General features: G+C 39.6%; 22 protein-coding genes. 18 read left to right on the top strand and 4 right to left on the bottom strand.

Annotated elements, in window-relative coordinates; genetic code table 11:
• Positions 1-30 precede the first annotated feature (30 nt).
• Together MKY46_RS19435 and MKY46_RS19430 are read left to right on the top strand one after the other, a co-directional pair.
• Entirely contained in the window at positions 31-780 is a 750-nt protein-coding gene (locus MKY46_RS19435; RefSeq protein WP_036117411.1) for an ABC transporter ATP-binding protein, read from the top strand.
• On the top strand, positions 764-1,945 hold the full coding sequence (locus MKY46_RS19430; RefSeq protein WP_036117410.1) for an ABC transporter permease: 1,182 nt from the start codon (positions 764-766) through the stop codon (positions 1,943-1,945). The genes MKY46_RS19435 and MKY46_RS19430 overlap by 17 nt, the downstream gene beginning before the upstream one ends.
• 75 nt (positions 1,946-2,020) lie before the next feature.
• Here the strand turns inward: MKY46_RS19430 and MKY46_RS19425 are convergent, their stop codons facing one another.
• Positions 2,021-2,536 (bottom strand): antibiotic biosynthesis monooxygenase family protein, encoded by a 516-nt coding sequence (locus tag MKY46_RS19425; RefSeq protein WP_036117408.1) that lies wholly within the window; start codon positions 2,534-2,536, stop codon positions 2,021-2,023.
• Between the two features lie 244 nt (positions 2,537-2,780).
• On the opposite strand from MKY46_RS19425, the gene hemE reads away from it, so the two are divergent.
• The 3 genes from hemE (at position 2,781) to hemY (ending at position 6,342) form a co-directional block, all read left to right on the top strand.
• Complete coding sequence (gene hemE / locus MKY46_RS19420) at positions 2,781-3,830, top strand: uroporphyrinogen decarboxylase (protein WP_036117406.1); 1,050 nt, start codon at positions 2,781-2,783, stop codon at positions 3,828-3,830.
• Between the two features lie 155 nt (positions 3,831-3,985).
• On the top strand, positions 3,986-4,906 hold the full coding sequence (gene hemH, locus MKY46_RS19415) for a ferrochelatase (RefSeq protein ID WP_089933894.1): 921 nt from the start codon (positions 3,986-3,988) through the stop codon (positions 4,904-4,906).
• Positions 4,907-4,920: 14 nt separating this feature from the next.
• Positions 4,921-6,342: a protoporphyrinogen oxidase gene (gene hemY, locus MKY46_RS19410; protein ID WP_340835704.1), complete on the top strand. Its 1,422-nt coding sequence runs from the start codon at positions 4,921-4,923 to the stop codon at positions 6,340-6,342.
• 131 nt (positions 6,343-6,473) lie between these two features.
• Here hemY and MKY46_RS19405 read toward each other — a convergent pair whose 3' ends face one another.
• Together MKY46_RS19405 and MKY46_RS19400 are read right to left on the bottom strand one after the other, a co-directional pair.
• Entirely contained in the window at positions 6,474-9,242 is a 2,769-nt protein-coding gene (locus MKY46_RS19405) for a beta strand repeat-containing protein (protein WP_340835171.1), read from the bottom strand.
• Between the two features lie 168 nt (positions 9,243-9,410).
• Complete coding sequence (locus tag MKY46_RS19400) at positions 9,411-10,496, bottom strand: glycosyltransferase family 2 protein (RefSeq protein WP_036128547.1); 1,086 nt, start codon at positions 10,494-10,496, stop codon at positions 9,411-9,413.
• Positions 10,497-10,679: 183 nt separating this feature from the next.
• Between MKY46_RS19400 and MKY46_RS19395 the strand changes: the two genes are divergently transcribed.
• From MKY46_RS19395 to MKY46_RS19370, 6 genes are all read left to right on the top strand, one after another.
• A complete protein-coding gene (locus MKY46_RS19395) occupies positions 10,680-11,648 on the top strand; it encodes a YncE family protein (RefSeq protein WP_230593975.1) in 969 nt (322 codons plus the stop codon).
• Positions 11,648-12,331: a response regulator transcription factor gene (locus MKY46_RS19390; RefSeq protein WP_036128542.1), complete on the top strand. Its 684-nt coding sequence runs from the start codon at positions 11,648-11,650 to the stop codon at positions 12,329-12,331. Before MKY46_RS19395 ends, MKY46_RS19390 begins: the two co-directional genes overlap by 1 nt.
• Entirely contained in the window at positions 12,328-13,716 is a 1,389-nt protein-coding gene (locus MKY46_RS19385; protein ID WP_036128540.1) for a sensor histidine kinase, read from the top strand. Before MKY46_RS19390 ends, MKY46_RS19385 begins: the two co-directional genes overlap by 4 nt.
• Before the next feature lie 3 nt (positions 13,717-13,719).
• Positions 13,720-14,244: a FixH family protein gene (locus MKY46_RS19380; protein ID WP_036128538.1), complete on the top strand. Its 525-nt coding sequence runs from the start codon at positions 13,720-13,722 to the stop codon at positions 14,242-14,244.
• Positions 14,245-14,365: 121 nt separating this feature from the next.
• Positions 14,366-14,938: a TetR/AcrR family transcriptional regulator gene (locus tag MKY46_RS19375; RefSeq protein WP_036128535.1), complete on the top strand. Its 573-nt coding sequence runs from the start codon at positions 14,366-14,368 to the stop codon at positions 14,936-14,938.
• Positions 14,939-15,070: 132 nt separating this feature from the next.
• Positions 15,071-17,260, top strand: a complete 2,190-nt coding sequence (locus MKY46_RS19370; protein ID WP_340812084.1) for a YhgE/Pip domain-containing protein — start codon at positions 15,071-15,073, stop codon at positions 17,258-17,260.
• Between the two features lie 657 nt (positions 17,261-17,917).
• On the opposite strand, the gene yhfH is transcribed toward MKY46_RS19370, so the two are convergent.
• Positions 17,918-18,043 (bottom strand): protein YhfH, encoded by a 126-nt coding sequence (gene yhfH, locus MKY46_RS19365; RefSeq protein WP_004230455.1) that lies wholly within the window; start codon positions 18,041-18,043, stop codon positions 17,918-17,920.
• Between the two features lie 144 nt (positions 18,044-18,187).
• Between yhfH and MKY46_RS19360 the strand changes: the two genes are divergently transcribed.
• The 7 genes from MKY46_RS19360 (at position 18,188) to MKY46_RS19330 (ending at position 25,791) form a co-directional block, all read left to right on the top strand.
• Positions 18,188-19,180, top strand: coding sequence for a lipoate--protein ligase (locus MKY46_RS19360; RefSeq protein ID WP_036128038.1), 993 nt, complete (start codon positions 18,188-18,190; stop codon positions 19,178-19,180).
• A 100-nt stretch (positions 19,181-19,280) separates the two neighbouring features.
• The gene (locus MKY46_RS19355; protein ID WP_036128035.1) at positions 19,281-19,985 is read left to right on the top strand and encodes a response regulator transcription factor; all 705 of its coding nucleotides are present in this window, start codon (positions 19,281-19,283) and stop codon (positions 19,983-19,985) included.
• Positions 19,985-20,968 carry a sensor histidine kinase gene (locus MKY46_RS19350; RefSeq protein ID WP_036128032.1) on the top strand — a complete coding sequence of 328 codons (984 nt, stop codon included), beginning with the start codon at positions 19,985-19,987 and terminating at the stop codon, positions 20,966-20,968. The genes MKY46_RS19355 and MKY46_RS19350 overlap by 1 nt, the downstream gene beginning before the upstream one ends.
• A gap of 12 nt (positions 20,969-20,980) precedes the next feature.
• Positions 20,981-21,406 carry a hypothetical protein gene (locus MKY46_RS19345; protein ID WP_036128029.1) on the top strand — a complete coding sequence of 142 codons (426 nt, stop codon included), beginning with the start codon at positions 20,981-20,983 and terminating at the stop codon, positions 21,404-21,406.
• Positions 21,407-21,418: 12 nt separating this feature from the next.
• Positions 21,419-22,195: an ABC transporter ATP-binding protein gene (locus tag MKY46_RS19340; RefSeq protein WP_036128027.1), complete on the top strand. Its 777-nt coding sequence runs from the start codon at positions 21,419-21,421 to the stop codon at positions 22,193-22,195.
• On the top strand, positions 22,167-24,101 hold the full coding sequence (locus MKY46_RS19335; RefSeq protein WP_036128024.1) for an FtsX-like permease family protein: 1,935 nt from the start codon (positions 22,167-22,169) through the stop codon (positions 24,099-24,101). Before MKY46_RS19340 ends, MKY46_RS19335 begins: the two co-directional genes overlap by 29 nt.
• A gap of 142 nt (positions 24,102-24,243) precedes the next feature.
• The gene (locus MKY46_RS19330; RefSeq protein ID WP_036128021.1) at positions 24,244-25,791 is read left to right on the top strand and encodes a fatty acid--CoA ligase family protein; all 1,548 of its coding nucleotides are present in this window, start codon (positions 24,244-24,246) and stop codon (positions 25,789-25,791) included.
• Positions 25,792-25,798 lie beyond the last annotated feature (7 nt).

Raw genomic sequence — 25,798 nt, 5'->3', positions numbered from 1 at the left:
AAAATATAAAACAAGAAGAGGAGTGAGGATATGTCAGTATTAGAGGTACAGCATGTGACAGGTGGTTATACAAGAAAGCCTGTGATTAAAGATTTATCTTTTACAATTGGAAAAGGAGAATTAGTTGGCTTAATCGGCTTAAATGGAGCTGGTAAAAGTACAACGATTAAACATATTATCGGAACGATGTTGCCAAAGGAAGGGGATATTCGTTTAAATGGTGTGACATTGAAGGAAGATACGGACAAATATCGGACAGCATTTTCCTATATTCCTGAAACTCCTGTATTATACGATGAATTAACATTAAGAGAGCATCTAGAATTGACAGCGATGGCTTATGGGATTAATAGGGCAACCCTCGATGCTCGTTCTGAGGTGCTATTAAAAGAGTTTCGCATGGAGAAAAGATTAAATTGGTTCCCTTCACACTTTTCAAAGGGGATGCGTCAAAAAGTCATGATTATGTGTGCTTTTTTAGTGAATCCAAGTCTATATATTATTGATGAGCCTTTTGTGGGGTTAGATCCACTAGGTATTCAATCATTACTAGATCAGATGGATGAAAAGAAAAAAGAAGGTGCTTCTATATTAATGTCTACGCATATTCTATCGACGGCTGAAAAGCATTGCGATCGAATTATTTTATTGCACGAAGGAAGAGTGCGAGCACAGGGGACGATGGCGGAATTGCGTCAATCATTTGCTATGCCGAATGCGACATTAGATGATCTTTATATTGCCATGACAAAGGAGCGGGACCATGAAGAATTTGCGTGATGTATGGTCCTCTCGCTTCGTGCATTATATAGGAGAAGTACAAAAGTATATGCAATTTATTTTTACAGGGCATATTGCAATTGTACTTGTATTTCTTATTGGAGCAGGGGGCTACCAATATAGCGAATGGCTGAAAGTTGTCCAAACAGACTTTCCAGCAGAAATCGTCATAGCTGTTATGATAGGGATTTTATTGGCCTTTAGCCGTCCTACTACGCTGTTGAGAGAACCAGATCAAGTATACTTATTACCTTTAGAATCAAAAATGTCTCAATATTTTAGCAAAGCATTGGCTTGGACGTTCTGGTCCCAAGTATGGATTGTAGCGATTGTTTATATTGTATGTATTCCATTATTGAAAGCCGTAACGGCATTAACAACAACTGAAATATGGACGATCTTTTTACTTATCATTGTATTGAAATATATAAGTGTGCAAGGAGAATTCAGCTACCGATACAGTGAGCGAGGTCAAATGGTTTGGGTGGACAGGCTTATTCGAGCTGTCATATTCGGGGCTGTTTTATACATGGGGCTTCATGCTCAGCTAATACTAGCGGTAATAGCGACAGTTATTAGTGTGGTTTATATCATTATCTTTAGGAAAAAATCAGTTGGCGAACCTGTGCCTTATGAACATTTTGTCAAAATTGAACAGAATCGTATGATGAGCTTTTACCGTTTTGCTAATTATTTTACAGATGTACCTCATCTACACGGAAGTATCCGACGTCGACGCTGGATGGACTGGCTGTATAGATTTGTGCCATATGGTAAAGAGAATGCTCAAAAATATTTGGTGTTTCGTACCTTTGTCCGTACAGATGACCATTTCTATTTATGGCTTCGTCTTACGGCCATTTCGGGAGTCATCGCAGTTTTTGTTGATATTCCTGTAGTGACATGGATTGTTGCTGGTGCACTCAGCTTTGCGACCACAATTCAGTTAAAACAAGCCTTACTATCAAGTGGTGAATTTCGAATGGACATGCTCTATCCTTTACCAGAGCATGCCCGCCAATTAGCTGTAAAGCAAACTGTCCGTTTAGCAATGGTTACACAAGCTATTATTGTTGGTTTATGTGCTATCACACAGCCAATGTTTTATTTAGCCATTGTCATTGTTATTGTAATTAGCGAATTAACAGCAAAAATTTCCAAATAAATAGATTGTAGCTGATAAATTGAAAAGCTCATTTTCCAATGCTAGTATTCGGAAAATGAGCTTTTATTTTATCTACTATTCTGTATCCTCATTTGGCATAGCACTATAAGTTGTTACATAAGAAGCTGCTGAAAAGATATTTTGCTGGCTTACACCTGATGAATCATCTCTTTTAGCATGTGCAGATTCAAAGGCTCTAGAGCTCTTCCATGCTTCAAATGAATGTGGTCCATTCCACTGCGTCATGACAATGTAAGTATCACTCTTGATCGGACGTAATAAACGGAACGCCACAAAGCCAGGCTCATTTTCAATGGCGCGTGAACGCTCTAAAAAGCGGTGTTCGAAAACAGGTCGTCCTTCATCTGTCACAGGAATATTATTAAATACAAAGAAGCCTCGTTCCTCTAATTCATTTACTGAATCCAGTACCTCAAATTTACGTGGTGTCGCAAAAACTGTCTTTCCTTCTGTCTCATGAATCAGTACAGAGTTTCCATCCCCATGAATTAAAATCATATGCTCATTTGGATACTTATTTTTTACCTGTTCTAAAAAATCACCAGTGCCAGAAGTTAAATAAATATACATCAATTTATCCTCCTTACGATCTTACTAATTATAGCGTGATTATACCCTTTTCAGCGTAAGTCTAACGCTCTGTTCAAAAAGAATCTGCCGAGAAAGAACAATTTTATGACATTTCACTAGGAAAACTATACAATTACGGAGGAAGCGTTTACTATTGGAAACGGATATCAATAATAAAGGAATAAACAGAACATTTTTTAAGACAATTTTATAGTATGAATTTATCGAGGGGAAGGAACTATTCATGACAACTTTTAATGATACACTCCTGCGTGCTGCACGTGGAGAAAGGACAGCACACACGCCAGTATGGTATATGCGTCAGGCAGGACGTTCTCAGCCAGAATACCGTGCCATTAAAGAAAAATATTCCTTAGAGGAAATTACACATCAACCTGAGCTATGTGCATATGTCACTCGTCTACCTGTAGAAAATTATAATGTCGATGCAGCCATTCTATACAAAGATATTGTGACACCTCTTCCGGGGATTGGGGTAGATGTAAAGATCAAAGCAGGCGTTGGTCCTGTTATTTCAAACCCTATCCAATCAGTAGCAGATGTAGAAAAATTAGGTGAATTCAATGCTAATGAGCATACACCGTTTGTATTAGAAACAATCAAGATATTGGCAGAAGAGCAATTGAATGTTCCTTTAATCGGTTTTGCTGGAGCACCATTTACACTTGCAAGCTACATGATTGAAGGCGGCCCTTCAAGAAACTATAATAAAACAAAATCATTTATGGTATCAGAGCCACAAGCTTGGTTTGCATTAATGGATAAACTAGCTGACATGATTATTGCAGATGTAACTGCTCAAATTAAAGCTGGTGCAAAGGCAATCCAAGTATTTGATTCTTGGGTAGGAGCCTTAAATGTTGAGGATTATCGTGTATTTATTAAACCAATTATGACTCGTATTTTTGCAGAGCTGCAAAAAGAAAATGTGCCACTCATTCAATTCGGTGTCGGTGCGAGCCATTTAGCAAAAGAATGGAATGATTTACCGATTGATGTTGTAGGCTTAGACTGGCGTTTGCCAATAAAAGAAGCGCGTGCGAATGGTATTACAAAACCGGTACAGGGTAACTTAGATCCATCCCTTTTATTAGCAGATTGGTCAGTCATTGAGAAACGAACAAAAGATATTATTGAACAAGGTTTAGAAATGCCAGGTCATATCTTTAACCTAGGACATGGTGTTTTCCCAGAGGTTAACCCAGATATCTTAAAACGTCTCACTACACTTATTCATGAATACAGTGCACAACAAATTCAAGCTCGTTCTTAATAGAAGTGAATCAAATGTGAAAAATATGTCCCTTTCTACATAGGAAATTTTATTTTCCATATAGAAAGGGAGCTGTCCAATATTAAAGATTGGGCAGCTTCTTTTTGTCACATAATGTATGAAAACATAAAACAATTTTAGAGGTGAAAAGGGTAATGAAAGAAGTTAAAGGCTTATTGGTAATGGCATACGGAACACCTTATAAAGAAGAAGATATCGAACCTTACTATACGCATATTCGTCATGGACGTAAACCTTCGGCAGAGCACTTAGAGGATTTACGTAGCCGCTATGAAGCTATCGGTGGTTTATCTCCATTAGCTGCGGCGACACAAGCACAAGCTGAAGCCCTATGTGCACGTTTAAATGAGGTGCAGGATGCTGTAGAATATAAATTGTTTATTGGCTTAAAACATATTCATCCATTTATTGAAGATGCAGTAGAGCAAATGGTGGCAGAGGGCATAAAAGAATCGGTTTCTATTGTTCTAGCCCCTCACTTCTCTACGTTCTCTATTAAGTCTTATAACGGTCGTGCGGAAGAGGCAGCAGGAGGTCGCTTAACGATTACTTCTGTAGAATCTTGGTATGATGAGCCGAAATTCATTGAGTATTGGGAACAACAAGTAAATGATACATTTAATGCAATGCCACAAGAAGAACGTGAAACAGCTTGTTTAATTGTGTCAGCACATTCATTGCCTGAAAAAATTAAAAACTTGGGCGATCCGTATGAAGATCAATTAATTGAAACAGCACGTCTTATTCAAGCTGCGACAGGTCTAAAAAATGTAGAGGTTGGCTGGCAATCAGCAGGCCAAACACCAGAGCCTTGGATTGGCCCAGATGTTCAAGATTTAACACGTGAGCTATTTGAAGAAAAAGGCTTCCGTTCATTTGTTTATACACCAGTAGGTTTTGTAACAGAACATTTAGAAGTGTTATATGACAACGATTTTGAATGTAAAGTTGTTTGTGATGAACTTGGCGCAAAATACTATCGCCCAGCGATGCCAAATACACACCCATTATTTATTGATGCGATGGTAGATGCGATTCATAAAAAATTAAGCTAAGCGAAAAGAAAGTGATGATGTTGGTGACTCAGAAAAGACGAAAGGTAGTTGTCGTAGGCGGTGGCATTACAGGCCTTACAGCCGCATTCTATATGCAAAAAGAAGCAGGCGCAAAAGGATTGCCATTAGATATCGTACTTGTCGAGTCGTCATTACGTCTTGGCGGAAAAATTCAGACCTTAAGAAAAGATGGTTTTATTATTGAGCGTGGGCCAGAATCTTTTTTTGATCGTGAAAATTATGTTAATGATTTAGCAAAGGACCTCGGGATTGAACAGAAATTATTGACAAGCAATGCAGGGCCTACTTATGTTGCTGTTGGTAGTCAGTTATATCCAATACCTAGTCATCTCTTGTCAGGAGAGACACCACATATCTCATCCTTTATAGCATCAGGTCTGTTTTCACTTAGCGGTAAAGTTCGTGCGGCTGGGGATTTTTTCATCCCTCGTTCTGCACAAGATGACGATCAGCCGTTAGGCGCGTTTTTTAGAAGAAGATTTGGTTCTGAAATAGTAGAAAATTTAGTAGAACCATTACTAGCGGGAACATTTGCAGGGGATATTGAGCAATTAAGTATGAGCTCGACTTTCCCGCAGCTTTATAGTTTAGAGCAAAAATATCGGAGTTTGTTGATTGGCATGAAAAAGTCAGGAACAAATTTCTTAAGCAATCATCATATTGATGAAAACAAAGGGATTTTTCAAACCTTTAGTAATGGTCTTGAAACACTCATTGAAAGTATAGAAGAATCACTACTTCCAGGGACAGTCATGAAGGGTGTCAAAGTAGAAGAAATAGAGCATGGCAAAGATGGATCAGTTCAAGTAATGCTCAATAATTTCTCACATATAAAAGCAGATGCTGTTATTATTGCTACTCCCTTTAATATGGCAGAAAAAATGTTTAGTAAGCATAATCTGTTACATGAATTGGGAACAATGAAGGCTGCAACGATTGCAACCGTTACAATGGCCTTTAAAAAGGATCAACTTGGTGATCTAGATGCCCTTTCATTTTATGTCTCTCGAAATAGTGATTTTTCAATCACTTCTTGTACATGGATGAACAGAAAATGGCTAGCTACCACACCAGACGATTATGTACTATTACGTAGTTATATTGGGCGAGTGGGAGATGAAGCGATTGTGGCACTATCTGATACTGAAATCGAAAAAACGGTGCTACAGGATTTAAAGAAAACGATTGGCATAGATGGGGACCCTCTAACGACAGTGGTTACACGTTGGAAAAATGCGATGCCTCAATATACAGTTGGACATGAGGCGAAAGTTCAACGTATAAAGCAGGAATTACAAGAACATTTTCCAAATGTCAAGCTTGCAGGAAGCTCATTTGAGGGAATATCAATTCCAGAATGTGTGCAGCAAGGTAAACATGTTGCAGATGAAGTATTAATGAAAATGTTTAAATAATAGATGAAAAATAGTACAAACATGCATAACAAATGTTTGTGCTATTTTTTGTTTTTTGAAAAAGAAAAAGCAAACCACGATTTCGTAGTTTGCTTTTTCCACTTGCTTCAAATAGTGATGACCATCTAAATCTAAGAAATTCGATGACATGACCAAACGATACCACCAGAGTTAGCACCACCTAGTGTAAGACCGATTGTCAAACCATTGGCTTCATAGAACAGATCGATAGTGTCTCCAGCGTTTAATTGTACTTCTCCTGCCAAAGTTACCGTTCCATTTCCAAGAACCGCACGCAATGTTAATATGAGCGCGACGTTTACGTTTAATACAGGGAATAAGCCACTGATTAAATTCGTAGTAGTATTTTGTCGTATTGCAAATGAAGGGTTTATTCCACCCCCTAAAGTGACACTAATAGCCGCTGTAGTAGAGTAGTTAATGGTCGCTTCAAAGGAATATCTACCTGTAGTTGGTACAGTGAATATTCCAGTTGTTGGATTGAAAGCAGGCGTTGTAAAGTAAGGTGATGCTACACTCCAGTTAGTGATGGAGGTAGAAGCATTAACAGCTAAAGTATTTTTAAATGCAGAGAATCCTTCTGTAAACGCTGGTCCAGTAGTTCCAGTAACCCCAGTAGGTCCGGTAACCCCAGTAGCTCCAGTAACCCCAGTAGGTCCGGTAACCCCAGTAGGTCCGGTAACCCCAGTAACGCCAGTAACGCCCGTAGCTCCGGTAACCCCAGTAACACCAGTAGGTCCAGTTACACCGGTAGGTCCAATATCTCCAGTAGCTCCAGTAGGTCCAGTAACGCCAGCAGTACCAGTAGCGCCTGTAACCCCGGTAGGCCCGATATCTCCAGTAGGCCCTGTAACCCCAGTAGCTCCAGTAACCCCAGTAGGCCCGATATCCCCAGTAGCTCCAGTTATACCAGTAGGTCCGACATCCCCAGTAGCGCCAGTAACCCCAGTAGGCCCGATATCCCCAGTAGCGCCGGTAACCCCGGTAGGTCCGACATCCCCAGTAGCGCCAGTAACCCCAGTAGGCCCGATATCCCCAGTAGCGCCGGTAACCCCGGTAGGTCCGATATCCCCAGTAGCGCCAGTAACCCCAGTAGGCCCGATATCCCCAGTAGCTCCAGTTATACCAGTAGGCCCGATATCCCCAGTAGCTCCAGTAACGCCCGTAGCTCCGGTAACGCCAGTAGAGCCAGTAACGCCAGTAGAACCAGTAACGCCAGTAGGTCCGATATCCCCAGTAGAGCCAGTAGCACCAGTAGGTCCAGTAACGCCGGTAACGCCAGTAGCGCCCGTAGCTCCGGTAACGCCAGTAGAGCCAGTAGAGCCAGTAGAGCCAGTAGAGCCAGTAGAGCCAGTAGAGCCAGTAGAGCCAGTAGAACCAGTAACGCCAGTAGGTCCGATATCCCCAGTAGCGCCAGTAGCACCAGTAGGTCCAGTAACACCAGTAACGCCCGTAGCGCCCGTAGTGCCAGTAACCCCAGTAACCCCAGTAACCCCAGTAACGCCCGTAGCTCCGGTAACCCCAGTAGCTCCAGTAACACCAGTAGCACCAGTAGGTCCAGTTACACCGGTAGGTCCAATATCTCCAGTAGCACCAGTAGGTCCAGTAACGCCAGCAGTACCAGTAGCGCCGGTAACCCCGGTAGGCCCGATATCTCCAGTAGGCCCTGTAACCCCAGTAGCGCCGGTAACCCCGGTAGGTCCGATATCTCCAGTAGGCCCTGTAACCCCAGTAGAGCCAGTAACCCCGGTAGGTCCGACATCCCCAGTAGCACCAGTAACCCCGGTAGGTCCAATATCCCCAGTAGAGCCAGTAACCCCAGTAGCTCCAGTAACGCCAGTAGGCCCGATATCCCCAGTAGGTCCAGTAACCCCGGTAGGTCCGATATCCCCAGTAGCACCAGTAGGTCCAGTAACCCCGGTAGGTCCGATATCCCCAGTAGCACCAGTAGGTCCAGTAATCCCGGTAGGTCCGATATCCCCAGTAGCACCAGTAGGTCCAGTAACCCCGGTAGGTCCGATATCTCCAGTAGAGCCAGTAGCCCCAGTAATGCCCGTAGCTCCGGTAACGCCAGTAGAGCCAGTAGCTCCAGTTATACCAGTAGGTCCGATATCCCCAGTAGAGCCGGTAACCCCGGTAGGTCCGACATCTCCAGTAGGCCCGGTAACCCCAGTAGAACCAGTAACGCCAGTAGGGCCAGCAGTACCAGTAACCCCGGTAGGCCCGGTAACGCCAGTAGAGCCAGTAACCCCGGTAGGCCCGATATCTCCAGTAGGGCCAGTAACCCCAGTAGAACCAGTAACGCCAGTAGCGCCAGTAATGCCCGTAGCTCCAGTAGGTCCAACATCTCCAGTAGGGCCAGTAACTCCAGTAGCACCCGTAACACCAGTAGATCCAATATCCCCAGTAGCCCCAGTAACCCCGGTAGGCCCGATATCTCCAGTAGAGCCGGTAACGCCAGTAGCCCCAGTAACGCCAGTAGCCCCGGTAGGCCCGGTAACGCCAGTAACCCCGGTAGGCCCGATATCTCCAGTAGAGCCGGTAACGCCAGTAGCCCCAGTAACCCCGGTAGGTCCGATATCTCCAGTAGCGCCAGTAGCCCCAGTAACCCCGGTAGGTCCGATATCTCCAGTAGCGCCAGTAGCCCCAGTAACGCCAGTAGCGCCAGTAGCCCCAGTAACGCCAGTAGCCCCGGTAACGCCAGTAACCCCAGTACTACCTGTAGGTCCAGTACTACCTGTAGGTCCAGTTATCCCCCCAGTAGGTCCTGTAGGTTTTACAGGCCAAATTGGACAACTGGGAATAGGTCCAGTTTTGCAACAACAAGGGTAGGAATGACACTTAGTGCAAACTCTATCTATAAATTTTCCAAAATGCATAATCTCACCTCCTCTCTCAAATATCGTATTCTGCACAATGATAGAGGGGGTAGACACATATCTACTTATTAAAGTTATTTATAGATTCGTTGCAACTACGCTTAAAATAGTAGAAGGTTTTCTATATCGATAGGGGCTAAATCCTTTTTATTTAGTTATTGATATTTTCTAAGAGTCATTTTGATCGATTGTTAAAATACGATTGAAATATTCTTTATTGTGTAAAATTTTTGGATCATTTGGAATGAAGGAGCTGGCTAGCTCATTATGGGTATTTGCTAGTTCGTATTGCTGTAAACGGTCGAAAAGTACGCACAGCTGCAAGTGTGGGAGCCATGTTGAAAAGCTTTTATTTTGAAAAGGAGCGTTTGGATTTTGTTTAATTACCAGTGCTTGTTCGTACCAAAAAATAGCTTCGTAATTCCTGAATTGTTCCATGAAGTGGTAGCCAAGGCGACAGCAGGCTTCGGGGCGGGGGACATCGTATTCAAAGCTTCGTAAAATAGCACTGAAGTTGTTTTCTCTATCGTCTAAATTGGAATAGCAATCTGCTAATTTAAAACAGGCGCGAATATTATCTTCTACCCAGCCTAACTTTGAGGTTAAAAATAATTCGTAATAGTAAATGGCATCCTCAAACTGACCATGATCTAGTAATTCATTAGCAAAATAAAATGTATCTCGCGGTGTTAGTGTTTCTCCTGCTTCAATAAGTTGCTTATAAATCGTAATATTACGTGAGTGATCATGTGTTAATGGTAAATGGCTAACGGCTATATCACTATCAAATAGCACGCCCCCTACTTCTAAATATTCATGAACTGCACCGATCCATTGAAAATGCTTTTCTCTTTTTACAAGGCGATATCTCCTTATTAAGGCGTCCACATTTCCCTCATGATCATAGCTTAGATGATAATTCATGGACACGGCATCTATATCAGAGGTTAGAGAGGCTTTGAGCGACTTCAATTTTTCTTGATCTTCCTCTAAAAAAACATCATCTGCGTCTAGCCAGAGGATGTATTGCTTTGTTGCTTGTTGAAAGGAAAAGTTTCGTGCCGCTGCAAAATGATGTATCCATTTAAAATCAAAAATTCGGTCTGTAAATTGTGCAACCACTTGTTTTGTACTATCGGTTGAACCAGTGTCAATAATATTAATTTCATCCACTATATCTTTGACGGACTCAAGACATCGACCAATAACATCTTCTTCATTTTTTACAATCATACATAAGCTAATGGAAATCACGCTATATTCCTCCTTACCAGTATCTTTGTAGTATATGTAACGCTGACAGTATGGGTTGGATGATTGAACTGAGAGGTGGTTCGTGAGTTTGAAATGTGAAAAGTATTTTTATGGTTTGTCATAAATTTACCTTCCAAGTTTCACCCGAATTTCACAATTGTGAAGTATAGTAAAGGGGCAGAGGTGATAAAGTTGAAAAAATGGGCATTCTTCATTTTTTCGTTACTACAAATTATATGGTTAGCAGGTTGTACTGAAAAATCATATGAACCCATTGAAAGGGATCGGAATTTTATAGCTTCGTTAAACATACAAGAACCATCATTAGATTTTATTGATGAAGATGGCAATGTATTTGCTACTTGGTCATTTGATAAAGCTTATTCTGGGGCAATACTGTTAGGGAATGACCAAATTTTATTGTATGGACACCAATTAAATAATATCGACGTCTATACATTATCGACCGGAGAAAAGCGCTATTCCAAAAAAGTAGAGATCGGTACAACGAATGTGTACTATGATGACAACATTAAGCAATTTTTTATAACGAATAGTAAAACGAATACGGTGACAAGCTTTGATCAAAAGGGAGATGAACTAGTCAGACAACAACTTGGCAATTATCCTATGTCAATGGCATCGTATAAAGATAAACTGTATGTTATTAATTTTAAAGATACAAAATTATCAGTGTTAAACATGAAGGATTTGACCATTGAACAAGAGTGGCCAATTCAAAAATCCGCACATGGCATAGCTATTTTAGAAGAGACACATGAGCTATGGGTAGGTGGGCATGGGGAAGGAAGTAAGCCCAACAGCTCCGTTAAAAAATATGATTTGACTACTGGCCATCTGAACGGAGAGATTGATATGCCTTTAATGCCAGTAGGGTTAAAAAAGACCAAGGATGCCGTTCTTGTTGTAAGTCATGGTCACAATGAGTTGTATGTTGCTGATTTTGATGGCCATATTAAATGGCACCAAGAGGTTGGTGCAAATCCCTTTGTAGTGAACCAGTTTAAAGACTATATTGTTGTCGCTGGTTATGACGATCACACATTGTACTTTATAAAGGGTGATCAGAAGGAAAAAACAGTTGATGTAGGGAAAGGTGCTTTTCAACTGTTAGTAAGGGAGGAACAATGATGACAACTGTGTTAATAGTTGATGATGAGCAGGATATGCGTAATTTAATTGAGATGATGCTAAATAATTCGGATATAGAGACATTTACTGCCGCAAGTGGTACTGAGGCTTATGATGTGATAGTACGTGAAAATATTGATTTAGTATTACTTGATGTGATGATGCCCCATGAAGATGGCTTTGTCGTTTGTCAAAGTATTCGTGCTATGTCCAATGTACCGATTATTTTCCTGACAGCACGTGATGCCAATGAGGACAAGGTGAAAGGTCTTACACTTGGTGGAGATGACTATATTGTTAAGCCTTTTACACATGATGAACTAGTGGCGAGAATTTATGCTGTATTAAGAAGAAGCGGCGCGAATATTACAGAGCTACAGCAAAAGTACGTGATTATTGGTCCTATTAAAATAGACGAAATTGCACGTAAAGTATCTGTTGATGGAAAGAGTATTCCGCTTACCTTAAAGGAATTTGAGCTATTGCACTTATTTATGAAAAATCCGGGAAATGCCTATACGAGAGAGCAATTACTAGAACGCATTTGGGATATTGATTATGTAGGTGGCACACGCACGGTCGATACACATATTAAAACTTTACGAATTAAGCTTGGAAAGGATGCGGCTGCGCATATTCAAACCGTTTGGGGAGTGGGCTATCGCTTTGATCCTGGCGAATGAAAAAGATTGCCACTCGCATTTGGTTGTTAATTTTTGCATTTTTAATCATTACCGTTGTCTTTATGTATGTTCTCACAAACTTTTTGTATCAACGTTTATATGTACAAGATACAGAAGAGACAATGGTCGAAGTTGGCTTGAAGCTACAGACCATGTATGACAATGGGAAGGTGACGGATGAATTTATTGCAGATATTGAACAATTTAATGATTACTCAAATTTAAATATATTTGCGGTAAGGAATCCACGTGAGTTAAGTGCCTGTGTTCCATTTGATATAGATTATGAGACCCTGATTGGCCCTGAGGAAAGACAGAAATTATTAGCAGGAAAATATGTGCAAAAAATTGGATATGAGCCACGGTTTGATCGACAACTTATTTCCGTAGTTATACCGCTCGTTGATCAAAATCGATTAGAGGGTATCATTTATATTTATTTCCCATTAGCCAAAATTAGTGAGTTAGCTAATAGTGGCGTGATTTTGTTGTTTATTAGTGCTTTCATATTTTTAGTAGTGGCTAGCTATTTGATTTATAAAGGTATCCGGCACATTATGCGACCATTAAACGATTTACAACTTGCAGTGGAACAGATGTCCTATGGGAATTATGAGACACGTGTGCCTGTCAATTCACGAGATGAAATTGGTAAATTATCTAGTACCTTTAATAAAATGGCAGAGGCCATTCAGCAGGAGGATGAAGCACAAAAAACGTTTCTAGCAACCGTTTCGCATGAATTACGCACACCTATAAGCTATGTAAAAGGCTATAGCGAGGCTATGCAAAATGGCATCATTACAGAAAGTCAAAAAGAAGATACCATACAGTTGATCGTCCGTGAGGCGAATCGAATGGAGCGGTTAACAAACGAATTACTTCAACTGGCAAGAACAGAAAATGAACAAACCAATTTAGTTTTATACCCTATTCCACTAGGGGAGACATTGCGAGAGGTTCAAAAAATCCTAACACATCAAGCAGATAAAAAGAACATAACATTACATGTAGATGTAGATGATGCGCTCATTATTGAAGCGGATGAAGTAAAGCTAAAGCAAATCTTTATTAATATTATTGAAAATGCAATTAATTACTCGTATGAAAATTCTAAGGTGGAAATTGTTGCTGTTGAAAAGACTGGCAGTGCACAAATTACAATCAAGGATTATGGAATCGGTATTCCATCCGAGGATTTATCACATGTCACAGAGCGATTTTATCGTGTTAACAAAGCACGGAGTCGTGCAGACGGTGGTAGTGGATTAGGGTTATCCATTGTTGAACAGTTATTAAAGCAGTTACAGGGATCGTTAGAAATTGAAAGTGTTGTTGAAAAAGGCACAACCGTTAAAATCCGGTTGCCATTAATGGAGGATTAAAAGATGAAAAAGTGGTTATTCGCGCTAATTGCAGTGCCTACATTATTAGTAGGATGTGGAGAAAAAAAAGAGGCTTTACCAGAACCAGTAGTACCTCAAATTCCAGAGGTAGAGATTTTAACACCAAAAGAGGTAGTACTCAATGAAACAATTGAGCTGGCGGCACACGTTGAACAAGGTGGAGAAAACGTTGATGATGCTGTAGTAGAATTTGAAGTTTGGGAATCAGGGAAACGTGATGAAGGACAAATGATTGATGGGAAATTAGAAAAGGACGGCGTCTATAAAGCAACGACTACATTTGATCATGACGGTGTTTACTATATGTATGCACATACTACAGCTAATGGTGTTCATAATATGCCAAAGCAGCAAATTATTGCTGGTAGCCCAGATATGACACAGGTTTTACCAGAGGATGAGAAATCTAATAACAGCATGGATAACAATATGATGAATCATGGTAATGGTACGTCAAATGATGCTGATCATGATGACGAAGAAAAAGATGAAAAAAATCATCATTAAATGCTTGCATTTTTTTTAAAATAGGAATATGATAATGACCAGATGACCGAAATGGTTTTCTGGTCATTTTTATTGAAGTGTACATTAGAGGTACATAACCTAACAAGAAAGGATGTTACTAATGGATCGTAGGCAGGAAATTCTTGAAGCAGCTGCAAAATCTTTTACATTGTTTGGCTACAAAGCAACAACGATGGAGCAAGTGGCGAAAATCGCTAATGTCGGTAAAGGTACGATTTATACATTCTTTGCAAATAAAGAAATTTTATTTCAAGAGATTGCTATGTCACTTGTACGAGAGATGAAGGCGGAAGCAGATGCAGTGTTGGATGCATCAGCAAGCTTTATGGATAATGCGCATAATGCTTTAATGAAAATGCTACAGTTCCGTGAAAAACATCTTTTATTTGCAAAGCTAATCGAGGAAGAAAAAGAATTACGAACACCAGCTGTTAAACAGGTGCTACTTCGCATCGAAACAGAAATCTTATCGTATGTTTCAGAGTTAATACAGCGTCGTATTAAAAAAGGTGAAATTAGAGATTGCGATGCAGAACTGGTCGGTTACTTATTGTTAAAGGCATATCTTGCTTTTGTTGTCGATTGGCATGAGTTACACGGTGATGTAATCCCTGAAGAAAAGATTCTTAATCTTTTCAAGGAAACAATCTTTCGAGGTTTGATTCTAACTTGATTCGGTAAAAGACAGATATAAAAGTGTCGAATCAAGTGTCTTTTTGCAAAATTGCCGAGGTTGACTATTTTTTTTGAATGAAAATGACCAAATGACGTTTTCGGTCAAATAGTTTAGGAGTGAGGATATTATATGATTAAAGCTGAGTGGCTGAAGATCTTTAAAACAAGAAAAATGCTTGTTTCAATCATTGCTGTATTATTTATTCCAGTAATGTATGCAGGTATGTTTTTATGGGCGTTTTGGGATCCTTATGCAGGGCTTCCTAATCTCCCAGTAGCTGTAGTTAATGAGGATACTGGTGCTGAGATGGATGGCGTTAAATTAGACTTGGGGGATACCTTAGTTGATAAATTGATAGATAGCGAACAATTTAACTTTATAGAGGTTTCAAAAGATGAAGCTGAAAAAGGCTTAAATAGTCGTGATTATTATATGATTTTAGAAATTCCAACAAATTTCTCTGAGCATGCTACAACATTATTAGATGACAAACCTTCGAAATTAGTGATGAACTACATTCCAAATGAAGGTCTTAACTTCCTTGGTGCTCAAATTGGTGAGACTGCAATGGATCGTGTCCGTGCTGAAGTAAATTCACAAGTATCAGCAACGTATGCTGAAAAATTATTTGATTCCATTGCAACACTTGGAGATGGCTTTACAGAGGCAGCTGATGGCTCGAATAAGTTAGATGAGGGTGCACAAAAAGTAGCAAATGGTGCAAAAGATTTAAAAGGCTATCTAGAGCAATTAGCTTCAAGCACAGTTGAACTGTCGAATGGGACAGATAAACTGACAAAAGGTGCTGGAGATGCTGCGAAAGGTGCGAATGATTTATCAAGCGGTTTAGTCAAACTACAAGATGGTACTGTCCAATTACAACAAGGTGCACAGCAAGCAGCAAATGGTGCAACTAGTCTTGAACAAGGGTTATCACAATATACTCAAGGTGTTGCAAAAGTTGGGGCAGGTTTAAACACTTTAAACGATAAACAACAACAAATTAGTGCAGGCGCAGCTTCTATTGCTGAAAATGCAGGTGCATTAAATGGTGCAGCCAACCAATTAACAGCTGGTTCTGCGAAAGTGGAGGCAGGCATTACAGCCTTATCTAGCCAATTACAAACGATGATGGCTTCAATGCCTGAGGAACAAGCAGCAGCATTAAAGCAAACATTAGCAGAGCTGCAAGCTGGTAGTGCTAGCGTGCATAACGGGTTAACATCTTTATCTGCTGGTACAGAAAAATTACAAGCTGGTGCTAATCAAGTAAGCTCTGGTGCAAGTCAAATTGCAGCAGGTCAGGCAGAAGTATTAGCTGGTGCAAATGCATTAACGGCTAAAAGTAATGCTTTAATGGAAGGTGCAAAAGGTCTACAAGCAGGTAATGCGACATTAGCTGCAAAATTAGGTGAACTACATGCAGGTGTGAATACAGCTGTAACAGGTTCAAAAACATTAGCATCTGGATTAAATGAATTAGCAAATGGTACAACAACATTAAATCAAGGTACTTCTACGCTTGCTTCGAAATCTGGTGAGCTAGCACAAGGTTCCGCAACACTTGCAGATGGTTCTACAGAGCTTGCAGATGGTACGACAACGTTATCTAGCAAACTAGGTGAGGCTAGTGAAAAAGCAAATGAGGTCAAAGCAAATCAAGACACGTATGATATGGTAGGTAGTCCAGTAGAGGTTGAAAAAGAGTCTGTAAACCATGTTCCAAACTATGGTACAGGTTTTGCACCATACTTTATTTCTCTTGGCTTATTTGTAGGGGCATTATTAATTTCGATTGTGTTCCCATTTGTTGAACCAGCTATCCGACCAAAAAATGGTGCAGCTTGGTTTACAAGTAAAGTGACTGTATTAGCCGTTGTAGGTTTAGTGCAAACATTACTAACAGTAGGTATTGTAAAATGGGGTCTAGGACTTGAAGTAAATAACATGGGCTACTTTATCATAACGGCATTATTAACAAGCTATGTATTTTTAGCCTTAATTCAAATGCTTGTTTCGATCTTTGGTGATCCAGGACGTTTCATCGCAATTGTTGTGTTAATTCTACAATTAACAACAAGTGCAGGTACGTTCCCACTAGAATTAATTCCATCACCATTACAAGTATTTAACAAGCTTTTACCAATGACATATACGGTTCAAGCATTTAAATCAAGTATTTCAACTGGCGATATGACATTCTTAATGCAAAACTATGGTGTTCTAGCTGGATTCTTAGTAGCATTCTTAGCCATTACATTCGGTTACTTCATGCTACTTCACAACAAACGTTACTCTAAAGTAGCAGAAGAAAACTAATAATACATTTGAAGCACTCATCGACTATTCGGTGAGTGCTTCTTTTGGTAAAAGGATATATAGGCAACTATTGGTTTTCTCTATGAATTGGCGTTTTCCTTGCACGCTAGCCCTATTGGAGTCTCCACTAAATGCACAATATCTCTCTATATAAATAAAAACAAAACCATCAATAGCATAGTTGTGAAAGGTGAAAATAGATTTCCGTTGGCTTTCCTGTGGGCGAGCTGCTTCCTCCGCAACCGCTCCGTTTAGAGGCTCGCCTGTCTCGCTATCCCACGGGAGTCAAGTAGCCTTCCACGCCAATCTATAAAAATGTTAACTTTTTAGCAAAGGTTCAAGGGAAGATGTTCACTACTCATTTTATAGAGGGGTGTTGTCACGCAGCACTTCTCCACATGCTTGATTGGAGCGAACGCAGTGAGTGAAGCGGCTCATCGGACACCCCCTGGAAAGGACGCTGACGGAACGGAAAGTAATCCCTCGCCTTGACACCACCTTTTTTCAATAACATAAAACAACAGCTGATATGAGCGTATCAGCTGTTGTTTTTGTAAGTGTAAGAGATTTAATTAAGGGTTCATCAAATGTGATGAAGTGTGTCATGATTGCTACGTGTGGGGCACGTATATGACAAATTACAGTATAGGCAAATGCTTATAGGTGGTTACATTTTTCACAAGTGTTGCTGTAGCATTCGCTTTGTTCTTCCATTTTTTCACCGCACTCAGTACATTGCTTTGCAGGTAAATTCTTGAAAAATTCAACTACGTTTTCTAACATTGTGGACTCCTCCTTTAAGTTCATCTGTACTATTACTGTTTTGATATTTCCTAGTGTATTATAACAGATGCTTTTCGTCAACACAAAATGCCTAATTTACGTTAAAATAAATATGGATAATTTGTGAAGGAGGAAACGTGAACTATGATTTTCGTTGATAATAAAGGGATCCATGATCCACGTATTAACCTTGCTATTGAGGAGTATTTATTAAAAACAATGGACGTTGAGAAAGAGCCAGTGCTTCTTTTTTATATTAACCAACCGTCCATTATTATCGGTAAAAACCAAAATACAGTTGAAGAAATCAATACAGACTACGTAGAGGACAATGGCATTATTGTTGTGCGTCGTTTATCAGGTGGTGGTGCTGTCTATCATGATTTAGGGAATCTTAACTTCAGCTTTATTACAAATGATGATGGTAATAGCTTTATGAATTATAAAAAATTCACACAGCCAGTAGTAGATGCTCTAGCTAAAATGGGTGTCAATGCTGAGCTTTCAGGGCGTAATGATATTCTAGCAGAAGGGCGAAAGGTTTCTGGAAATGCTCAGTTCTCTACAAAAGGACGTATGTTCAGTCACGGCACATTAATGTTTGATACAGAAATTGATGCAGTAGTGTCAGCTTTGAAAGTCAAAAAAGATAAGATTGAATCAAAAGGTATCAAATCCATCCGTTCACGAGTAGCAAATATTTCGGAGTTTTTAAAAGAACAAATGACAGTAGAAGAATTCCGTCTTGAAGTTTTGAAATCCATTTTCGGTGGAGAAGAAAATATTCGCTATTATGAGTTAACAGAGGAAGATTGGGCAAATATACACAAGTTATCCGCAGAGCGTTATCAAACATGGGAGTGGAATTTTGGGAAATCACCACGCTTTAATATTCAAAAAACACATCGTTTTCCAACAGGTGGCATTGATATCCGCCTAGAAGTTAATCATGGTGTGATTGAAGAGGCACATATTTTTGGTGACTTCTTTGGTGTAGGGGATATGGCTGATATAGAACAGCTTTTAGTTGGGACAAACTATGATAGAGCTGCCATTGCTAAGGCATTAGCAGATATCGATATTCCTACATATTTTGGTGGAATTTCAACTGAGGACTTTTTACAATTAATTTATTAAGGAAAATACGGTTTCGTGTAATGTTTTAGCCTAAAGGTTCGCTGACAATTATGTCGTCGAACCTTTTTTTGATACAATATAGAAAGAAAGGAGTGTTGATATGGAAAAGCATCGAATATTCATAGTAGAAGATGATGTCAAGATTGCATCATTACTAGCGGAAACGCTTAGAAAATATCAATACGAAGTTGCAACAATCCAAGAATTTGATCATCTCATCGAAGAATTTACAGCATTTAATCCACATATGGTGCTGCTTGATATAAATTTACCTGCTTATGACGGCTATTATTGGTGTCGCCAGCTACGCCAGCTTACAACATGCCCGATTATTTTCATTTCTGCTCGCTCTGGGGAAATGGACCAAATTTTTGCGCTTGAAAATGGGGGCGACGATTTCATTACAAAGCCATTTAACTATGAAATTGTTTTGGCTAAAATCCGTAGTCATCTACGCCGTACATATGGTGAGTATGCAGCAAGGCAAGAGGAACGGACAATCAAGCAAGGACAGCTTGTACTTCATTTAGAAAGAATGGAGCTACATAAAAATGATTTAGAAATTCCACTTCAGAAAAAAGAATGCATCATTTTAGAGCTGCTTATGGGAAATGCACCGAAAGTCGTGACGCGTGAACAGCTACTAGAGGAACTCTGGGACGATCAGGCATTTGTCGATGAGAACACGTTGAATGTTAATATGACGCGCGTACGAAAAAAGTTAGCAGATTATCACATAGCATCAACAATTGAAACCGTACGTGGTGCGGGCTATCGGTTCATATTAAGCGCAGGTGAGCTATAGTGGGCTGGAAATTATTCTTACGTGACTATGCATCATTTATTGTGTTCCAGCTCTTATTAGTTGGCTTCATTATGGTCATTTATATGCTAGATGGCTTTCGAAATATTGATACGGCTATTTATTCCTTCTGTATTAGCCTTGTCCTATTAGCTTCATTTTTACTTGTGCGTTATTTAATGCGCCAACGTTATTTGATGAAAATCACTCATCTCCCAACAGCAATGGAGGATGTGCTACAAAAAAACGCAAAAACGCCAGAAGCTATGCAAACCGAAAAGTACATGCACGAGTTGTATCGCCTTTATCAACATGAGCTGCATGCGCTATATGCAAGTCAAAAAAGACATGATCAGTTTATGAACCAATGGGTGCATCAAATGAAAACACCTATTTCAGTGATTGAATTATTATTACAGGATGACCGACCTCTTGATAAAAAGAACGTACAGGAGGAAATTGATCGTTTACGTAGAGGCTTGGACATGGTGCTTGTTAATGCACGTTTAGAAAATTTTGAGGATGATATGCAAGTGGAACAGGTTGCGTTGAAAGCAATTGTCACTGCAACTGTTAATGAAAATAAACGTTTATTTATTACGAAAAGAGTTTTCCCAGAAATTCATATTGAGGATGATCTTATTGTTGCCAGTGATTCGAAATGGCTTCGCTTCATTCTTGGCCAATTTATTACAAATGCGGTGAAATACACGTTTGAAAGCAATAAAAAAATTGTGATTTCTGCCATTGAAAAGGATGACTATGTACAGCTAGCCATTTGCGATGAGGGAATTGGGATTCCAGCTTCCGATCTTTCACGTGTTACGAAAGCCTTTTTTACTGGTGAAAATGGGCGGAAAACAGGAGAATCTACTGGGATGGGCCTTTACTTAGCCAAAGAAATCTGTGAAAAGCTAGGACATGAATTGGCTATTACATCAGAGGTAGGAAAAGGGACAATTGTGACAGTGACATTTACAAATTAGGGGGGCGCTAGGATGGGAGAAGTACGTATAGAAGATTGGGTATTAACTATTGATAAGGAGAAAACAAAAGCTCTTTATATGACACAAATGCAAGAGGGTGATCATTTTGCCTATCAAAATTTCTTGAAGGCAAATGAGAGGCTCGATGAAGAACTATTGCATTTTTCAAATAAGCTTGGGTTAAACTTACAGCAACCTACATTATTGAATGCATTTCCTATCGAAGGTCAACAGATGATGTACAGTGGGTATTATACTGTGTGCGGTGAGATCCTAGAGGGAGAAATAGATGCTTGGGATGTGATTGTTGGGGAGCATTGCTTTAGTTTAGTAGAGGAAGAGTCCGTTCTGACATTAACAGAGCCTCATTTTCAAATCGGCTTTGAGGTCGTATTACAGTGGCTTTTACCACAATCCTTAGAATTAATGAAGAAATAAGGTGAATGACGTATGCCTATTTTACAAATTAAAGATGTGACAAAAGTATATGAAGGTAAAGTGACACATAGGGCATTAAATCAGTTGAGCTTTGATGTAGAAGAAGGGGAGTTTTTAGCTGTTATGGGACCTTCCGGAAGTGGCAAAACGACCTTGCTGAATATTATCTCGACAATTGATGAGCCTACTAGCGGTGAAATCATACTGGATGGCATGAATCCACATAAATTAAATGCAACTGAGCTTGCTTACTTCAGAAGAAGACAGCTCGGTTTTGTGTTTCAGGATTTCAATCTTTTGCACATGCTAACGGTTGAGGAAAATATCGTGCTGCCACTAACATTAGACCAACAGCCTTTAGAAGTAATGGAGGAACGTCTAGCTAGTATTGTAGAAAAGCTCGACTTAACTTCTTTCCTTCATAGACGTCCAAATGAAATATCTGGTGGACAGGCACAAAGAACGGCTATTGGTCGAGCACTTATCCATAATCCGAGTCTGATTTTAGCGGATGAGCCTACGGGTAATTTAGATTCGAATTCTTCACGTGATGTGCTCGAACTGCTAACAAAAGTCAATCAGGATAAACAAACGACGATTGTAATGGTCACACATGATCCGATTGCAGCTAGCTATTGTGATCGGGTGTTATTCATTAAAGACGGTGAATTTTTCAATGAAATTTATCGAGATGATCGTCGTCAAATGTTTTTCCAACGTATATTAAATGTTTTGAGCTTACTAGGAGGAGGGCAAGTAGGTGACCTTTCGACAATTCGCTTACCGTAATGTCGTGCGGAACAGCCGGATATATGGTGCCTTTTTCATGGCGAGCTTTTTTTCTGTGGCTGTATTTTTTATCTATTCAATGCTAATGTTTCATCCTGATATTGAGCGCGGGATATTAGGAGAGGTATCACTTATCGGGATGGTGGGTGCTGAAATTGTTCTCGTCCTCTTTACATTATTCTTTTTGTATTATTCCATGAGTGCCTTTTTAGAGGCAAGATCACATGAATTCGCCATTTTATTGCATTTAGGAATGGAAAAGCGCCAGATGAATAGACTTGTCTTTTTAGAGACAATGATTATTGGGTCAGGCTCTATTATTGTAGGTATCGTGTTTGGCTTCTCGTTTTCAAAATTCTTTTTTATGATCGTACGAGAAATTTTGCATTTAGATGAGTTACCATTATATGTTTCCTGGCAGCCGTTTTTACTAACAATTGGTGTTTTTACAAGTGCGTTTGTCGTCATTTCATTTATTAGTGTGTATTTTACACGAGAGAGAAAATTACGAGATCTTATTAAAGGCAGTGATTATGTAAATAGCTTAACAACCTATTCCAAAATCCGAGCTATTTACGGTATTGCTTTAATTTTAACGACGTATATTTTAGCGTTTGTTGTAGGACATACGGCATTCATCTGGCTAACTTTATTAATACCATTTTCAGCAACATTCGGCACATATTATTTTTTCAGTGATTCCGTTCCGTGCTTTTTAGATTTAGCACGTGGAAAACGCAAGTTTCATTGGCAACGTTACCGTCTTCTCTCACTAGCTGAACAAACCCATATTATGATGGATAATGTGAAAATGTTTTTCGTTGTTACGATGGTATCAACACTTGCCTTTTTGTCTGTGGGCGTTTTAGCGACTATGTCCTCCTATACAACTCAATATGATCGCTTAAATCCATTAGGGCTGGTTTATAAAGGAGATGTGGATAATCCATTTGAGCGAGAGCATATCAATTCATTGCGACTGCAATTAGAGGAGAAAGGTTTATCTTATCAGCTGTCCCGTTTTATTGTAGTGAAGCAAACCTCTTCTTTCACTCGAAATGAAGTGGAGGTATTTCGAGAGTCCGATATGAATGTTTTGCTTTCTTCGTATAGTTATCCATTACTGAACCTGGGAGCTGGTGAGGCAGTATTTATCCCTTATTCAGAGGATTCGTTAAAAAAATTAAAAAATAGAATTGTGCACACCGTTTTAGAAGAGAATAATATTCCGATTACCATCGATAGTGTCTATCCAAAAATAGTGTTTCCAGGTTCAATTGTAAGTGTCAATTCAATTGTCATTAGTGATGAGGACTTCGCAAAGCTGATTCATCCGATCTCTGATCAAGATATTATTCAACCTAGTTATCATCTATTTACATTCGTTATACCACAATGGATGGAAACAAAAGATATCGGGAGGGCTATAGACCATCTAGAATCCAATTTATATTTTCTTAAAAAGGATAAATTTAGTCCATTTTACTTTGAAAATGCAGGATTAAATTATTCTTATATACTAGCTACCTACTCATTATTTACTTTAGTGGGTGTATTGGTTGCCACTGTATTTTTACTTGCGGCTGGGAGCTTTATCTATTTTAAATTGCATACATCACTTGAACGTGAAAAGCGTAAATTTGATGTGTTAAAGCGCATGGGCTTAACTGATGCGGAGCTGAAAAAGCTTGTTAATCGTCATTTATTTCCTCAATTCTTTTTGCCTTGGGGTGTTGCAATGATGCATAGTGCCTTTGCTTTTCTAATGGTACAAGGAATTTTGAGAGACATAGCAAATATTTCGATTGTAAAAGAAGTATTCTTTGCTTTTGGCTTCTTTGTGTTAATACAAGTAGTCTACTTTTATTTAATTCGTTGGCGTTACATCTCACATATCCGCTCATGATGTCTTTGTTTAAAAGAGAAAAAAATGAATTATTTAACGTAATTTATGACATGAAATAAAAAGATTCATTGTCTTTTAGATACATTTCTTATATAATATTACTGAATAACGATTCATTTTATACGATAAGGGGATGGTGTAATTGAATTTAGTTTCACGTGTTCGCCAACAGGCAACAGAGCAGCCGGAAAAAGTTGCGTATCATTTTATGGGGAAAGATACAACTTACGGGGAATTTGAGCATACAGTTGGTCGTTTTGCAAAGGGATTACAAGATTTAGGTGTTGAAAAAGGGGACCATGTGGCGTTTTTACTCGGCAATACGCCACACTATTTAATTGCCTTGTATGCAACAATGCGTTTAGGGGCAACAGCAATACCAGTTAACCCAATCTATACACCAGATGAAATTTCTTATATTTTGCATAACGGGGATGTAAAAGCAGTCATTGCACTCGACGCTTTGCTTCCATTAGTTGAAAAGGGTGTACAAGCATTTCCACAAGTAAGCACATTTATAGTTTGTGAAACGACGCCAGATATAGCGGAAAAAATGGCAGCGTTATCACCGCAAGCACAAGAAAAAACGCATTTATTTACACAGGTCATCGCCACTGCTGCTGAATCTTTAGAGCCTGTGGAAGTTGCAGATGATGACAATGCTATTATTTTATACACTTCAGGAACTACAGGTAGTCCAAAGGGTGCTATGCTGACACATGGTAATGTGTATTCAAATGCTCGTGATGTTGCCCATTATTTAGGAATCAAGGCAGATGATCGCGTTATTGCTACATTACCAGTGTTTCATGTATTTGCCTTAACGGTTGTGGTCAATGCGCCTTTATTAAGCGGAGCAACAGTTTTACTTACACCTCGCTTTAGCCCTACTGAAATTTTTGCTTTAGCGAGAGAGCAAAAAGCAACGGTATTTGCTGGTGTTCCAACCATGTATAATTTCTTGTATCAATTACCTGAAGGTGATCCTGAAGATTTCTCGACAATACGTTTGGCCATTTCAGGTGGGGCATCTTTACCTGTTGCACTCTTACATAATTTCGAACAGAAATTTAATGTGCGTGTGTCAGAGGGATACGGCTTATCGGAAGCTTCGCCTGTTACATGCTTTAATCCACTTGATCGTGATCGAAAAGCTGGCTCTATCGGTACATCGATAAGCAATGTGGAGAATAGAGTGGTTGATGTGAACGGTCAGGAAGTACCTGTTGGCGAAGTTGGCGAGCTGATTGTACGTGGCCCTAATGTGATGAAGGGATACTATAAAATGCCTGAAGAAACGGCCATGGCCATTCGCGACGGCTGGCTCTATACAGGGGATTTAGCTAGGGTAGATGAAGAAGGCTATTTTTACATTGTCGATCGCAAAAAAGATATGATTATTGTAGGTGGCTTTAATGTTTATCCTCGTGAGGTTGAGGAAGTGCTGTTTGCCCATAATAATATTGTAGAGGCGGCGGTGGTAGGCTTTCCAGATCCTAACTTAGGGGAAGCTGTACATGCATATGTTGTGTTAAAAGAAGTAGCAGCCACTACGACAGAAGATCTGCTATCTTATTGTGCCAAGCATATGGTGAAATACAAGGTGCCAAAGATGATTGAGATACTGGATGAACTTCCGAAAAACACGACAGGGAAAATATTACGACGTTCATTAAAAGAAAAAGTTTAAACGAGTA

This window comes from Lysinibacillus sp. FSL M8-0355 (genome assembly GCF_038008985.1).
GTDB lineage: Bacteria > Bacillota > Bacilli > Bacillales_A > Planococcaceae > Lysinibacillus > Lysinibacillus fusiformis_D.
Note: the sequence above shows the minus strand (reverse complement) of the source record. Positions and strands in the feature narration are given on the sequence as shown.